The sequence below is a fragment of the Falsiroseomonas sp. HC035 genome (assembly GCF_050563525.1).
GTDB lineage: Bacteria > Pseudomonadota > Alphaproteobacteria > Acetobacterales > Acetobacteraceae > Falsiroseomonas.
Genome location: NZ_JBNXUN010000003.1, coordinates 85,141 through 99,791, shown reverse-complemented (window position 1 = coordinate 99,791; position 14,651 = coordinate 85,141). Strand labels below are relative to the sequence as shown.

At 71.4% G+C, this 14,651-nt stretch carries 12 protein-coding genes; 7 read left to right on the top strand and 5 right to left on the bottom strand.

The window, feature by feature from the left end; translation table 11 throughout:
* Window positions 1-3: 3 nt before the first annotated feature.
* The 3 genes from ACLF3G_RS08150 to ACLF3G_RS08140 all read left to right on the top strand — a co-directional run bounded on the left by ACLF3G_RS08150 (window position 4) and on the right by ACLF3G_RS08140 (window position 1,689).
* The gene (locus tag ACLF3G_RS08150; RefSeq protein WP_430668865.1) at window positions 4-426 is read left to right on the top strand and encodes a TadE/TadG family type IV pilus assembly protein; all 423 of its coding nucleotides are present in this window, start codon (window positions 4-6) and stop codon (window positions 424-426) included.
* A gap of 19 nt (window positions 427-445) precedes the next feature.
* Complete coding sequence (locus tag ACLF3G_RS08145; RefSeq protein WP_430668864.1) at window positions 446-862, top strand: TadE/TadG family type IV pilus assembly protein; 417 nt, start codon at window positions 446-448, stop codon at window positions 860-862.
* Between the two features lie 149 nt (window positions 863-1,011).
* Window positions 1,012-1,689 carry a response regulator transcription factor gene (locus ACLF3G_RS08140; protein ID WP_430668863.1) on the top strand — a complete coding sequence of 226 codons (678 nt, stop codon included), beginning with the start codon at window positions 1,012-1,014 and terminating at the stop codon, window positions 1,687-1,689.
* Between the two features lie 16 nt (window positions 1,690-1,705).
* Here ACLF3G_RS08140 and ACLF3G_RS08135 read toward each other — a convergent pair whose 3' ends face one another.
* Window positions 1,706-2,905 carry a glycosyl hydrolase family 8 gene (locus tag ACLF3G_RS08135; protein ID WP_430668862.1) on the bottom strand — a complete coding sequence of 400 codons (1,200 nt, stop codon included), beginning with the start codon at window positions 2,903-2,905 and terminating at the stop codon, window positions 1,706-1,708.
* Between the two features lie 349 nt (window positions 2,906-3,254).
* Here ACLF3G_RS08135 and ACLF3G_RS08130 point away from each other — a divergent pair, with 349 nt between their 5' ends.
* Together ACLF3G_RS08130 and ACLF3G_RS08125 are read left to right on the top strand one after the other, a co-directional pair.
* Window positions 3,255-5,066 (top strand): sensor histidine kinase, encoded by a 1,812-nt coding sequence (locus tag ACLF3G_RS08130; RefSeq protein WP_430668861.1) that lies wholly within the window; start codon window positions 3,255-3,257, stop codon window positions 5,064-5,066.
* A 77-nt stretch (window positions 5,067-5,143) separates the two neighbouring features.
* The gene (locus ACLF3G_RS08125) at window positions 5,144-7,627 is read left to right on the top strand and encodes an ATP-binding protein (protein WP_430668860.1); all 2,484 of its coding nucleotides are present in this window, start codon (window positions 5,144-5,146) and stop codon (window positions 7,625-7,627) included.
* Window positions 7,628-7,837: 210 nt separating this feature from the next.
* Here ACLF3G_RS08125 and ACLF3G_RS08120 read toward each other — a convergent pair whose 3' ends face one another.
* Complete coding sequence (locus ACLF3G_RS08120; RefSeq protein ID WP_430668859.1) at window positions 7,838-9,010, bottom strand: response regulator; 1,173 nt, start codon at window positions 9,008-9,010, stop codon at window positions 7,838-7,840.
* A 183-nt stretch (window positions 9,011-9,193) separates the two neighbouring features.
* Between ACLF3G_RS08120 and ACLF3G_RS08115 the strand changes: the two genes are divergently transcribed.
* Entirely contained in the window at window positions 9,194-10,366 is a 1,173-nt protein-coding gene (locus tag ACLF3G_RS08115) for an amidase (RefSeq protein ID WP_430668858.1), read from the top strand.
* Entirely contained in the window at window positions 10,366-10,761 is a 396-nt protein-coding gene (hpxZ, locus tag ACLF3G_RS08110) for an oxalurate catabolism protein HpxZ (protein WP_430668857.1), read from the top strand. Before ACLF3G_RS08115 ends, hpxZ begins: the two co-directional genes overlap by 1 nt.
* A gap of 4 nt (window positions 10,762-10,765) precedes the next feature.
* Here hpxZ and ACLF3G_RS08105 read toward each other — a convergent pair whose 3' ends face one another.
* The 3 genes from ACLF3G_RS08105 to ACLF3G_RS08095 form a co-directional block, all read right to left on the bottom strand.
* Window positions 10,766-11,545, bottom strand: coding sequence for an SDR family NAD(P)-dependent oxidoreductase (locus ACLF3G_RS08105; protein ID WP_430668856.1), 780 nt, complete (start codon window positions 11,543-11,545; stop codon window positions 10,766-10,768).
* 69 nt (window positions 11,546-11,614) lie between these two features.
* Entirely contained in the window at window positions 11,615-12,586 is a 972-nt protein-coding gene (locus ACLF3G_RS08100; RefSeq protein WP_430668855.1) for a TAXI family TRAP transporter solute-binding subunit, read from the bottom strand.
* Between the two features lie 13 nt (window positions 12,587-12,599).
* Complete coding sequence (locus tag ACLF3G_RS08095; protein ID WP_430668854.1) at window positions 12,600-14,582, bottom strand: hypothetical protein; 1,983 nt, start codon at window positions 14,580-14,582, stop codon at window positions 12,600-12,602.
* Between the last annotated feature and the right edge of the window lie 69 nt (window positions 14,583-14,651).

Sequence of the window (14,651 nt, the reverse complement as noted above, 5' to 3'; positions counted from 1 at the left end):
CAGATGGCCGGCTGGAACATCCGCGGGCCCGGCGCACGGCGCGGCATCGCCGCCGTGGAATTCGCCGTGGTGGCGCCCGTGCTGCTGCTGGCCATCCTGGCCGCGCACGATGTCGCCAACCTGGCGCAGACCTCGATCCGGCTGGAACGCGCGGCCCGTGCCGGCGCGCAGCAGGCGGCCGCCGACCCGGCGGACCTCGCCGCCATCCGCGCCCGCGTCATCGCAGCCTGGCCGGCGCTGACCGAGGCGGATGTGCCGATGCCGGTGCTGGTCTGCGAGTGCGCGGCCAGCCCCGCCGCCTGCGACCTGCCGTGCCCGGGTGGGGCGACGCGGCTGCTGACCGTCACCGCGACGCGGACGCTGGTGCCGCACCTGCTGCATGGCATGACCCAGGGCACCGGCCATGCCGTCCTGCGCCTGCGCTGAGCCGCGCCGTGCCGGATCCATGATCCGCCTTGGCCGACGCGGCGTGGCCAGCCTGGAGTTCGCGTTGGTCGGGCCCGTCCTGGTCCTGCTGCTGGTCGGCGGGATGGAGGCGGGGCGCTACATGGCCACGGTTGAATCGCTGCGCATGGCCAGTGCGGAGGCAGTGCGCGCGGTGACACTGCGCGGCGGGCGGAACATCGGCAGCGGCCTTGCGGCCTGCACCGGGCTCAGTGGCGCCCAGTCGGGGCAGGCGCAGATCGGCCAGGCGGCAAGCCTGCCGCTGCTCGATCCGGCGAAGCTTGAGGTCACGCTCAGTGACTGCGCCATGGACGGCGCGGTGGCGCGGGTGACGGTCGCCTTGCGCTACCCGCACGCCGCCACCGTGCCCTGGTTCGCGATGACGCTGACGGAAACGACGCAGGCGATCTTCAACTGACCGCTTCGGTCCTTGTATTGCACACGCGGATGTGAGAAATTAACTTTCTAGTATCCGGCGATCGAGCGCGCCCCATGACCGCCATTCATCCCCCGAGCCTGCGGCCCAGCCCCGTGACGATCCCCGTTCCAGATCCCCTTCCGGCACCCATGCACAGCCTGCTGATCGTCGAGGATGATGCGATCCTCGCCGGCGAACTGCTGGAAACCTTCGCGGATCATGGCATGGCCGCACGATCCGTGGACAAGTGGCCCGCCGCCCTGAAGATGCTGGAGGACTGGCAGCCCGACCTCATCATCCTCGACCAGCGCCTGGGCGCGGTCGACACGTTGCTGATGCTGCCGGCGCTGCGGGCGCTGACCGCGGCGCCCGTGCTGTTCCTCACCGGCAACCGGTCGGAGGCCGATCGCGTGATCGGCCTGGAACTGGGGGCCGATGACTTCCTGCTGAAGCCGATCGCGGGCCGCGAACTCGTGGCGCGGGTGCGCGCGCATCTGCGCCGGACGGTGCGGCGCGAGGCAGTGCCGGCCGGCGAGTGGCGCATTGCTCCGTCGGAGCGGCGCCTGTACCGCCCCGACCGCAGCGCCGTGCCGCTGACGGCGGCGGAGTTCACGCTGCTCGCCCTGCTGGCGGAGCGGCCCGGCACACCCGTGGACCGGGAGGTGCTGACCCAGCAGGTGCTGCGCCGGCCCTATCGCGCGGAGGATCGGTCGCTGGACAACCTGGTGCACCAGATCCGTCGCAAGCTGGGCTGCCGCGGCGCGGGGGAAGTGATCGTCGCGATCCGCAACCAGGGCTACGCCTTCAACGGGTTCCCCGAGGCCTGACGCAGGGACGGGCGACCTAGCACTCGGTGCCGGTGAAGCTGCAACTGGCACTCGCGGGCAGGACGAGTCGCGCCACCGCGCCCTCCTGCCGCGCCACCCGGGCCAGCAGGACCAGCGCGCCGCCGTAGTAGTCCGTCGCCTCCGCCTGTGTCGGAAACACCGCGTCCTGCGCCGTGCCGGCCTGCGTCGCCGTCGCCAGCACGATCACCGCCGTGACGCCGGCATGCGCGGGGTAGGGAGCCAGGCTGCCGGTGCGAAGGTCCACCCAGGCGGGGTGCCGGCCGGGCGGGAAGCCGGGGTGGCGCTGGCGCCAGAAGTCGACGGCGGCGCCCAGGGCCGGTGCCGTGTGCTCGCCGGCCCAGCACAGGTTCAACGGCACCCGGATGGCATCCCAGGAAAACCGCGCGGGCCAATCCGCCGCCGGCAGCAGCGAGCCATCGTTGCGCGACAGCGTCACCCAATCCGCCGGCAAGCCCCAGCGCCCGAAGCGCGCCGAGGCCAGCAGCCGGTGCGCGGAAACCTCGAGCGCCGCCCAGCCCGGGTCTGGCGCGAGCCGCGCCAGCGCGCGCAGCGCGGCCAGGTTGTAGTAGGACGGGTTGAGGATCGCGTGGCCCGGCCGCTCGAATCCGTAGGGCCCAGGCAGCAGCACCGTATCGCCGCCCACCAGGCGCACCGACAGGCGCAGCAGGTCCTGCGCGATGCGACTCGCACGCTGATGCCAGGCAGCCTGGCCCCACAGGGCCGCGGCGCGTTGCAGCGCCCAGGCGATGGCGATGTCGCCATCGGTCGCGCTGTTCAGGTCGGTGACCGGCACCGCCTGGTGCGGCTGCCAGCGCCAGGCGAACAGGCCATCGTGCGGCCGCGCCAGATTGGCTTCGGTCCAGGCCCACAGCCTTTCAAAGGTGGGCCGGTCGCCAGCCCAACTGGCCAGCAGCATGGCATAGCCCTGGCCCTCGGAATGGGAGATGCCGTGATTCGCGGTATCCACGGCGCGGCCTTCCGGCAGGATGAAGCGCTGGCGGAACCGCATCCATTCGGCCTGATCCTCTGGCCCCGCGCGGTGCTGCGGTGGCGGGGCGGGCGGCAGCAGGATGGGCCGGAAGGGCGTGCCCATCGCCCCGGGGCGCGTGGGCATCGTGAGGCAGCCGCCGGCGCCGAGCGCCGCTCGCAGCAGTTGGCGACGGGTTGCCTCCGCCCGCGGGGCTTGCTCCGGCATTTGCTGATGGACCGATGGGCGGTGCGGCAGGCAAGGCACTGGCGGACTCCTGCCCCGCGGATGTCCTGCCCGCCCGGACAGGGTGTGGCATCCGCGCGGAGGTGGCCACTGGTGCCGTCGACGAATTTGTCTGCCGCGGGGGCAGGACAAAGCGCGATTCCCGCGCCTGGGTCGGGATTTGTCGCGAAGCATCGCCACGGCTGCGGATGTGTCGGCATCCAGGAAAGATGCTTGAGCCCCCTCTGAATGCAGCCTACGTAACGTCCAGGCGGCGCGCTGGCCGGCCTTGGTCCGAAATCGGCCGCGCCAAGGCGACCGCATCGGCCCGTCCACCAGTTTCACGGATTGGATGAACCTCCCGATGCCGGAAGGCGCCGACATGAAGCGACTGGTGGCCCCGGGCCAGTCGCGCAGCCTTTTCGTGCCGCCTCGCCAGGTTCGCTCGAGCAGCGTTCTGCGTATCGTCGCGCTGATCGCGATGGTCATGAGCTTGACCGCCGTCGCCGTCTTCACCCCGCTGCTGATCGACCTCCGGCAGCAGGCCGTCGAGGCCGAGCGTGACGCGCTGATCGTCCATCACCTGGTCGACGAGGCGACGCTGGCCGCGACGCGGCTCGAACTCGAGCTGGAACATGCGGACACGGCGGCATTCCGTGACCAGGTGGCGACACTCGCGCGGCTCAATATCCGCCATCCCGTCGAAGCCGAGGCCGAAGTGCCGGAGCTTCGCGACCTGCGCGCGTTGATCGACGTGGCGCTGCCGCGGCTTGAAGCGATGGCGGCCCTCGATGCGCCGGATGTTTCGCTGCGGCTGCACGAGGTCCTGCGTGGGCTGTACGCGGGCCTCGAGAAGCTGGCGCAATCCAGCGACGCCGGAATCGATCGCCGGATCCTGGCGCGGCAGGGGACGGGCTACGCGCTGCCGCTGGTCAACCTGTTCATGGTCTGCATGATCCTGGCGGCGCTGTTGTTCCTGGGCGCCATGCTGTACCGCGACCACGCGCTGCGTCGCGCGCATCGGGACCTGGCGGCCTGGGGGCGGGAGATGGCGGCGCTGACCAGCGCCATGCCCGGCGTGCTGGTCCGCAGCCGCAAGCGCGCGGATGGCCGCTGGACCCGGACCTTCGTGGCCAATTCTGTGGTGGCGCTGACCGGATTTTCGGTCGAGGACGCCATGGCCAGCGGCTGGCTGCGCCGCAACATCGAGCCCCCCGTCGCGCCCCTGGTCGAGGCGATGGAGCACGCGCTGGCCGGCGCGGAGCAGGTCGTGGTGGTGCAGTTCCGCCGCCGCGACGGCCGCTGGATCTGGCTGCGCATGCTGATGAAGGCGCATGAGGCAAGGGACGGGGAGGGCGAGGTACTGTCCACCTGGTCCGACGTGACGCGCGAATACGACCTCGCGCAGCGCGCCGAGCACAGTGCGCGGCTGGCCCAGCTGGGCGAGGTCGCGACCAGCATGGCGCATGAGCTGAACCAGCCGCTGTCCGGCATCAGCCTGGCGGCGGAGAATGCGCAGCGCATGCTTTTGCGGTGGCCGGATGCACCGCCGCGCCTTGCTGCCAAGCTCGACGTCATCGTCTCCCTCGCCATGCGCGCGGCCGGGATCATCGACCGCATGCGGGTGTTCGGCCGGGCGGCCGAAAGCGAGAACGAGCCGGTGCGGATGGAGCAGATCCTCGACAGCGCGCTCGGCACGCTGCACGGCCGCATGGAGCAGAGCGGCGTCAACATCCTGCGCGACCTGCCGCCGGGCCTGCCGCCAGCGCACGGCAAGCCGGTGCCGCTGGCGCTCGCGCTGACCAACCTCGTGGTGAATGCCTGCGACGCCTATGACGAGATGGCGGCCCCGCCGCCGCCTGGCGAGCGCTGGGTCCAGGTGGCCGCGCGGGTGGAGGGGGATCGCCTGCGGGTCACGGTGCGCGACCGCGCCGGTGGCGTGCCGCCCGCGATCATGCCGAAGATCTTCGAGCCCTTCTTCACCACGAGGGTGGCTGGCCGATCCCCGGGCCTCGGCCTGTCCGTCAGCCATGGCATCCTGGCCGACATGGGTGGAACGCTGAGTGCGGCGCCGCTGGAGGGGGGGACGGAATTCGCCATCGTGCTGCGCCTGGCCGCGCCGGATGTCACAGTCTCCGGCAATCGGCCGTCGGCCGAGACCTAATCGGGGTTGTACACTATTAAAGATTACAACTTTTGTGCAGTATCCCGGGGGAGGATTAACCTCCGGTAAGGTTGTACATGGACACCGGCCAGATGGAGGTCGCGAGACTTCCCGCCGAACTCACCCGCGGCACCGGGCCGGGCGCGGGTGCGGATCCCGGTGTCTCGCGCGCCTTGCGCTATGCCTGCCGGCTGTTCGGTACCTCAGCGGCGGCGGTGCGCCTGGTTGGGCAGGATGGGCTGGACCTGGCCGGCGTGGTCGGCGCGGTCGACTGGACGGAGGCGGTGGCGAAGCTGTGCGACCAGGTCCGGCGCCAAGGTCGCTCGCTGGTCATTCCGGACCTGCGCCAGGCCGCGCGCTTTGCCGACCATCCTGTGGTAACGGCCTCGCCCGGCCTGCGCTTCTACGCCGGCACACCGATCCTCGACCCCTGCGGCACGCCGCTCGGCACGCTGTGCGTGATGGACCATACGCCGCGCCCCGTGCCCTCGGCGGCCGACCTCGCGATGCTGGAAGACTTGGCATTGTCGGTGCAGGGTCGACTGGAACAACTCGACAATGCCGTGCGCATCGACGCCATGGCACGCCGGGCAGCGCTGATGGAGCGGCTGCTGACGCTCGCAGCCGAGGCGCCGGACTTCATCGGTGCCCTGCGCGCGGCCGGCGGCGCGCTGTGCCAGTCGATCGGCGGGACCTTCTGCCACGTCTGGCGGCTCAATGCCGCCACCGGCCAGGCCGACCTCATCGACGGCACCGGCTTCGGCGCCTTCCAGAATCCGGAATTCCTGTCCAGGCTGCGCCGCCTGACCCTAACTCCCGAAAATTCGCCGGTCTGCCGCGCCCTCGTCACCGGCCGCCAATCCGTGGTGCCGGACCTGGAGGCGGAGGGCGCGCGCTTTCCGGCCGTGGCTCTGGCGGCACGCTATGCGGTGGCGACGTTGGTGGCGACGCCGTTCTCGGTGGGCGAGGACCGCTGCGCCTTCTCCGTCGGCTTCGCCGAGCGGCCGGTGGACCTCGCGGCCAAGGCGGCGCTGCTGTCCGACGCCACGCTGGCGCTGCGGCCGCTGCTGCGGCGACGCATCGACGAGGCCTCGGTGGCGCTGTTCAGGCGTGCTGTCGAAGCCTCGAACGACGTGGTGCTGATCACCGATGCAGTGCTGGATGCACCGGACGGCCCCCGCATCCTGTACATGAACCAGATCGGCGAGCGGGAGACCGGCTACGAGGTGGCGGAGGTGATTGGCCGGACGCCGCGCATCTTCCAGGGTACCGGCACGGCGCAGGCGGCGCTGGCCAGCATCCGCGCGGCGCTGGAGGCCCGGCGCCCGGTGCGGCAGGAACTGCTGAATTATCGGCGCGACGGCACGCCCATGACGGTGGAGCTGGATATCGCGCCGGTAATGGACGAAGCCGGCCATTGTACCCACTACGTCTCCGTCCAGCGCGACATCAGCGCGCGCAAGGCCGCCGAGCGCCAGCGGCTGGAGGCGGCGCAGGAGCTGGAGACGCTGATCCGCGCGATGCCCGGCGCCGTCATCCGCTTCCGGCGCGACGCGGCGGGCGCCTGGATGCCCAGCTATGCTTCGCCCTCCGTCCAGGCGCTGATCGGGCTGGCTCCGGCCGACCTGCTGGCGGGGCGTCTGCCCGACTGCGTTTCGGAGGCCGACCTGGCGGCGCTGCACCAGGCGCTGGACCTGGCCGGCGTGGAGGGGGAGGGTTCCGTGGAATTCGGCTGTGGGCAGCCGGACGGACCGCGCCGGCTGATCCTCGGCCAGCTGCGTGCGACGGGGACGGGCGCCGGCGAGATCATCATGAGCTGGACGGACATTACCGGCACGCGGGCGATGGCGCTGCAACTGGCCCAGTCGGCCAAGCTGGCGCAACTCGGCGAGCTGGCGACGGGCATGGCGCATGAGCTGAACCAACCATTGGCCGGCATCAGCCTGGCGGCGGAGAATGCGCTGCGGGCGCTTTCCGCGGCACCTGGCGCACCCCCCCGGGTACGACAGAAGCTGGACCTCATCATCGACCTCGCGACCCGCGCCTCCGCCGTCATCGACCATATGCGGGTGTTCGGCCGCAACGGCTCCGGCCCACGACGACCAGTGGCGCTGTCCGGCGTGGTGGCCGGCGCCGCACAGCTGCTGCAGGGCAAGTTGGCCGGCCAGGGCGTGCATCTGGTGACGGACATCGCGGAGGCGCTGCCGCCGGTGCTGGGCAAGGCGGTGCCGCTGGAACAGGTGCTGATCAACCTGATCGTCAACGCCTGCGACGCCTATCGTGCCATGCCGGCCCCGCCGCCGCAGCGCACCATCCGCATCGCGGCCGTGGCGCGCTGCGGTCGCATGCGGATCACGGTCGCGGACCAGGCCGGCGGGATCGCGGCCAAGATCCTGCCGCATATCTTCGACCCGTTCTTCACCACGAAGCCCGAAGGCACCGGCACCGGGCTCGGCCTGTCGATCAGCAGCAGCATCATCACCGAGATGGGCGGCACGATCGACGTCGAAACGCGCGACGGCGCCACCACCTTCTCCATCCTGCTGCCGCTGGCGGCCTAGTGGCCACCCCGGTGATCGTGACCGATCACCGCCTTACAAGTCTCGCTCATCGGCATCCGCCGTCTTGGCTGCGCGCCACCTGGCGCGGCGGCCATTCGGCCGCTCGCCCGGCTTCGGCGCGCGCAGGTTCCGATCAATGGGATCCGGCGTGATACGCAGCACGGGAAGGCGTGGCCTTCGCGTGCCCGGCCTGAGCCCACCCGCGACTTACTACTCGGCGGGCAGGATGATGGTGGCGCTGAAGGCTGTTTCCGCAGCGCGCGAAAGCGCCAGCGTGCCGCCGTGCAACCGGGCGACCGCCTCGGCGAAATGGATGCCGAGCGGTGCCACCTGCAGTGCGGCCTCGGAGGCATCGACGGCCTGCGCATCATGCAGCATGGCCGCATCCGCCGCACCGATGCAGAAGCCGACGCGGCCCGCCGCGTCGTGCTGTACCGAAAGCGCCACGGTGCCGCCGCGCGCCGCGCGCTGCATCGCGACCCGCAGCAGGATTTCCAGCGCCCGCCGCAGCAGCACGGGATCGCCCTGTGGGTCGGCAAGCGACTGGTTCGACGACGCCTGATTCAACAGGGTCACGGTAACTCCGGCGGCCTCGGCCTCCTTCGCATGATCCTCGGCCATCCCGCGCAGCAGCCTGCTCGCGTCGAAGCGCCGCAGTGCAAGATGGATCTCGCCGCGCTCCAACTGGGTCAGGGTGATCAGGTTCTCGACGGTCGTGAGCAGCAGCCGCGCACCGCTGCCGATCTGCAACGCGAAATCCCGCGTCTCGGCGGCCGGCTGCGGCATCTCCAGCAGTTCGGCGAAGCCGAGGATGGGCACCAGCGGCGTGCGCAGCTCGTGCATCAGCCCCTGCAACATGGTGACGGAGCGCAATGGCGTGCGATCCGCCTCCGGCCGCGTCGGCGCCCTGTGACCCTGGTGGTCCAGCCGCGCCTCGACCTCCGCCACCCGGCGCCGGCCGATGGAGCGCGCCAGGGCGCGGGAGGTGGCTTCCAGGATCTCCCGCAGGCGGAACGGCTTGCGGACGAAGTCGAAGGCCCCGGTGCGGACCGCGGTGATGGCATCGTCCAGCGTCGCATGGCCGGTGATCAGGATGACCTCGATCGCCTCCGCCTCCCGCCGCATGGCGAGCACCTGGCGCGTCAGTTGCAGACCGTCGCAGCCCGGCATGCGGATGTCAGAGATCATCACGCCGATCTCCGGGTGCCGCGCCACCGCCTCCAGCGCCGCCGCGGCGGAATTGGCGACATGCACGGCATAACCTTCATCCATGGCGGCATCAGCAAGCTCGCCCGCGACATGTACCTCGTCGTCGACGATCAGCAGCGCCAGCGACGTCGCCGCCCTGGCCGGCTCGGCGCCCTCGGCCGACGGTAGAGCCATGGACAAAACCTCCTCCTGCGCCGCCAGCGTGTCACAAAACTGCACCGATCCTCTACCTTTGCTACAGCGCCGGCAACCTAGCGCGAAGGAGGGGTGGATGGTTTCCGGATTTGTCCAGCTTTGTCCGGCTGGCGGTGCCGGCGCCGTGCCGCTTAACTGCCATCGCACGCCGCAGGAGAACCCATGTCCGCCTCCGTCTCGCCCTTCGTCCAGGGAACCGACATCCGCATCGAAGGCCGCGCGGGCGGAACGCTGGCGGATATCCGCTTCGCCGCCAAGGACTTGTTCGACATCGCCGGGCATCCGACCGGCGCGGGCAACCCGGACTGGGCACGGCAGAATCCGGTGCCGCAGCGCCACGCCTGGGCGGTGCAGACGCTGCTGGATGCCGGCGCGACGCTGATCGGCAAGACGGTGACCGACGAGGTCTCGCTCGGTATCCTCGGCGAGAACGCCTTCGACGGCACGCCGCTGAACCCGGCGGCACCCGGGCACGTGCCGGGCGGGTCCTCCTCTGGCTCCGCCAGTGCCGTGGCGCAGGGATTGTGTGAGACGGCGCTGGGCACCGACACTGGCGGGTCCGTGCGGGTGCCGGCCAGCTTCTGCGGGCTCTACGGCATCCGGCCGACGCATGGCCGCATGACGTTGGACGGCATGCTGCCGCAGGCGCCGAGTTCTGACACCACCGGCTGGTTCGCCCGCGACGCCGCGACCTTTGCGCGGGTTTCCGAAGTGCTGCTGGGCGAGGCGCCTGCCGCGGCGCCGGCGACGCGCCTGGTGATCGCGACCGATGCCTTCGGCTTCGCCGAGTCTGAGACCGCCGCCGCGCTGCAGCCGATGCTGGACCGGCTGAAGCGCCTGGTGCCGGAGTGGCGGGAGGATCTGCTGGCCCCGCCCGGCCTGGTCGCCTGGGGCCGCGCGCAGCGCACGCTGCAACCGATCGAGGCCTGGGAGACGTTCCGTGACTGGATCGAACGAGACAATCCACGCTTCGCCTTCTCGGTCGCCCGTGGCCTTGTGCTGGGCGCTGCGGCGCCGGAGGCGGAGCGGGGTTGGGCCGCGCTGATGCGCCAGGACGCCCGCGGCCGGTTGCGCCACCTGCTGCCACCCGGCACCGTGCTGGCGCTGCCGACCACGCCGTTCCCGGCCCCCAAGATGGGCCTGCCGCTATCGGCCCTGGGGCCGGTGCGCGACCAGATCCTTTGCCTGTGCGCGCTCGGAGGGCTGGCGGGACACCCCCAGGTCAGCCTGCCGGGTGCGACGGTGGAGGGGCGGCCGGTCGGCCTGTCCCTGGTGGGTGCGCGGGGTGAGGATGCGCTGCTGCTGCGGATGGCGCTGGCAATGGAGCAAGGCTGATGCAGGTCAACATTCCTGAGGTGGTCGAGGAAGTCCGCGTGCTGTTCGAGCGCTACGAGCAGGCGCTGATCGACAAGGACGTGGAAGTGCTCGACGCCACCTTCTGGAACGCGCCGGAGACCATCCGCTACGCGATCCATGAGAACGGCTACGGCTTCGACGAGATCCACGCCCATCGCGTGCGCCGCCCGCCGGGCCCCGGCATAAAGCTGGCGCGGCGGCGGCTGGTGATCACCACGCTGGGCCGCGACATCGCCACCGTGAACCTGGAATTCGACATGCGCGGCCGCGACATGCCCGGGCGGCAGAGCCAGACCTGGGTGCGCTTCCCGGACCTCGGCTGGAAGGTCGTGGCGGCACATGTCTCGGTCACCGAGGCAACCCCGGCCTACTGAACCCTCACAGGTTGCGGCGCTGCGCCCGCAGCGTCGGCAGCCCGATCCCGGTGGCGTCGAAGCCGCCATCGACTGCGATCACCTGCCCGGTCAGGTAGCTGGCGCGGTCGCTGCACAGGAAGAAGATCGCCTCGGCCAACTCCTCCTCCAGCCCGTAGCGGCCGAGCGGGATGTGGTCGTGGTAGTCCGCGCGTATTTCCGGCGTGTGCACCGCCTTCGCCATGGCTGTGTCCACCGGCCCCGGCGCCACCGCATTCACACGGATGCCGAGCGCGCCCAGTTCCACCGCCTGCTGCTTCGTCAGATGTGCGAGGCCGGCCTTGCTGGTGCCGTAGGCGACGCGCAGCGTGGAGGCACGCAGGCCGGAGATGGAGGTGACGTTCACCACCGCGCCGCCCCCATGTTCCGCCATTAACGGCGCCGCCGCCTGGGTCGCGAGGAACGGGCCCGTCAGGTTCACCGCCAGCACCCGCGCCCATTCCTCCGGCGTCGTCTCCAGGATCGGCTTGAACACGGCGGTGCCGGCATTGTTCACCAGCGCATCCAGGCGGCCGAAATGCGCCGCTGCCTGGCGTACCGCGGTAAAGATGGCGGGTGCATCGGCGACGTCACACGGCAGCGCCAGCGTTGCCTCCGGCGCGGCGAGCGCGGCCATCGCCTGGTCCAGCAGCGCCGCATCGATATCCAGCAGCGCAACGCGCCAGCCATCGGCGCGAAAGCGCCGGGCGGTGGCAAGCCCGATGCCGCGGCCGGCACCGGTGACGAGGGCGGTTCTGCTGGTCATGTTCTGCTGCGTCCCGGTGGCCTGGGTACGCATGTTTCCACGGTCGCCACGAGAGGGCTACCGGCGGCCTCAGGCGTTGAAGCGGGTCCAGCCCGGCACCGTGGCGGCCAGGTTCACCTCGCGCCATTTCGGGTGGCGGGGCGGCCGCAGGAAGCTGTCGAAATTGGCCTGCAACGCCTCGACGAAGCGGGCGACCTTGCGGTGCCGCTCGCTGCCCGGTTGCCAGGCGTAGCAGGCCAGCACGGCGCCCACCGCCACCGTCTCCGTGCCGGATTCCGGCACGACCGACGGGTAGTCGGCCCGGGTGAACTGCGCCGGCAGGTAGGTCTCCAGCAACGCAGGCTCTGTGGGCAGGGGGAGCAGGCGCAGCCCCTCCTCCGGCCGGATGCCGGTGAACAGCCGGGCCGGCTTCCCCGCGACATAGACCAGCGCCGCGATTTCCCCGCGCCGCAGTTGTTCCAGCGCCACGTCCTGCGGCTCATTGCGTTCCTGCACTTGCAGCCCAAGCGCGCTGAACACGAGGGAGGCCGTCATGGCGGTGCCGCTGCCGCGCAGGTCGACATTCACCGGCTGGCCGGCCAGGTCCTGCACCCGCTCGATGCCCGGACGGGCAAGGACATGCACCTCCTCGTCGTACAGCTTGCAGACATACTGGACCAGGCGCTCGACGGAGGGGAACAGCCGCTCGCGCCGCGCATAGGCCAGCACGTCCGACTGCACGATACCGAGGTCGACGCCGCGCAGCACCATGATGTCCGCCAGGTTCTGCACGGAGCCGCGGCCGATCATCGCGATGACGCGGACATTGTCGTTGTCCAGGACGGCGGCGAGGTCGGCTGCGATGCGGATATAGGTGCCGTCCACGCCGCCGGCGATCAGGCCGACCGTGCCGGCATTTGCCCGCGCCGACATGGCGCTGAGTTGCTGCATCGGATTGCCCGAGCCTGATTGCGCCGCGGCATCACGCGCGACGAGACCCGCGGCCATCGCCAGCAGCAGGGCGCGCCGTCCGGGCGGCGCGGGCGGGTGGCCGAGTGTCATGTCCATGCTCCTGTCAGCGTACGGATTCGAGTTCGGCGGCGCGGCGGTACCAGGCGGCCGCCTGCGCCGCATCCGGCCGGATGCCCCGCGCGCCGAGGTTGGTCAGCACCGACTCGTCGAAGCTGCGGGCCATGGCGGTGGCGGCCGCGGCGCTGCCGGCGTTGGCCGCACGAGCGAACAGCAGCCGCGCGCCGGAAATGTCGCCCTGCTGGAACATCTGGTTCCCACGGGCCAGCAGCGCCGCGACCAGCGCCGGGCTGAGCACCGTGGCTTGCGGAGCGGCTTGTGGGGCAGGCGCAAGCGGCAAAGCTGCGGGCTCCGCCGCGCGGGGCGCCGATGCGGGCTCCGCCGCGCGGGGTGCCGATGCGGGCGCCGCCAACTGGGGTGCCGGTGCGGGCTCCGCCGGGCGGGGCGGCTCTGCGGACGCCGCGACGTGGCTTCCAGGATTCTCGCTGGGTGGCGTTCCGGTCTCGGGGGCGGGAGCCTGGGTTGCCGGAGTGGCAACCGCTGGCGGACCGGGCGGATCAGCCGCCACCGCCGCGTCCGCCACCGCCGAGTCCGCCACCGCCGAGTCTGGCGGCCACGACGTTGCAGGTACCGGCGCATCCGCGGCGCTGGTTGACGGCGCCAGAATTCCGGGCGCTGACCCCGGTTGCGGTCCCCGCGGTTCGGTAACCGGCCCGTCCGATCCATCGCCCGGCACAGCTTCCGCTGCCGCCGGGGCGGCCCGGCTCACGGACTGGTCGTTGGGCAGGGCGGGCGGCTGTGCAGGCATCTGGACCGGTGCCGACGCGGCGGCGGGCACTGAGTCCTGGTCCAATGGTGCCGCCGCCAAGTCAGGCTCCGGCGGCTGGGCTACGGCGGCAGGGAGTTCCGGCAGCGCGCTGCTTTGCGCCGCGTTGTCCGGCAGCGGCACGTCCACCGGAACCGTGTCCACCGGCACCGTGTCCGAGCCTGCGGCCCCACCTGCGGCAGCGGCCAGCGCCACCGGGGCGCTCGCACCGGTTTCCAGCGTGTCTGGCCTCGACGCAGCCGGTTCATTGGCCGGCAGCCAGATTTCCAAGACGCCACGCGCCGCGCCCTCGGCCAGGTGGGTGAAGTCCTGTAGCCTCCAGCCCGCCCCCAGGCCGCGCTGCACGTCCTGCGCCGCTGCCAGGTCGGAGTCGTGGAAGTAGCGGACCACCTGGGCCTGTGGCGCGGACGCCGCCGCATCGAAGTCGCGGAATTCGACCAGGTTCTGCGAATGCCGGATCGGCTCGGCCAGCGTCATGGCCGCCACCCGGCGGCCCGGCGGATGGTGCAGCACGATGCGTAGCCCGGCCTCGGTTTGCGCAGCCTGTGTCTCGACAGCCTGTGTCTCGACAGCCTGGGCCCCATCGGTCGGGGCCGCCGGCGGTGCGTCGACCTGGCCCATGTAATGCGCCAGCCCGGCACCGGCCCCCAGCACCAGCAGGACAATGCCGGAGGCTTGCGCCAAGCCTCGCAGGGGCCGGGCTCGGCGCGGCGCCGCAGCCGGCCCGAGCACCGGGGCCTCTGCATTCCCATCGAACGCCGCAGGCAACGGTGCTGGCGGTCTCTCCGCCGCCTCCGCCGTCAGGATGTCGGGCTCCGCCGGGCCGCCAGGTTCCACAGCCGCCACGGCCGGCCCGCGCTGGGTCAGCAGGGCCTGCTGCACGGCCTCCATCCAGGCCCGTCCGTGCAACTCCAGAGGCGGCTCGGCTGCGAAGGCATGGTCCAGCACCAACGGCAGGCGCCACAGGTCCTCCGCCTCCAGGTTCCTGTGGATGATCGGTAGCCAGCCCGGGAAAGCTTTGCCGAAGTCGGCCGCGGCCAGGCGTTGCCGCAGGCGTACGGCCGAATCGGCAGACCGAGCCGGGGCCACGTCCAGCAGCGCGATCCCGAAGCCTGGATGCGCCAGGATCAAACCGGCCTCGACCGAAGGCAGCGCCGAATGCGGCACCTCGTCACGGTGCAGCGCCACCCAGCCCAGGTCCAACAGGCCATGGGCCGCAAGGCGGGGCAGGTCATCCGTGGCAGGAACGGCACGCGGGGCGAGGGTGGGATG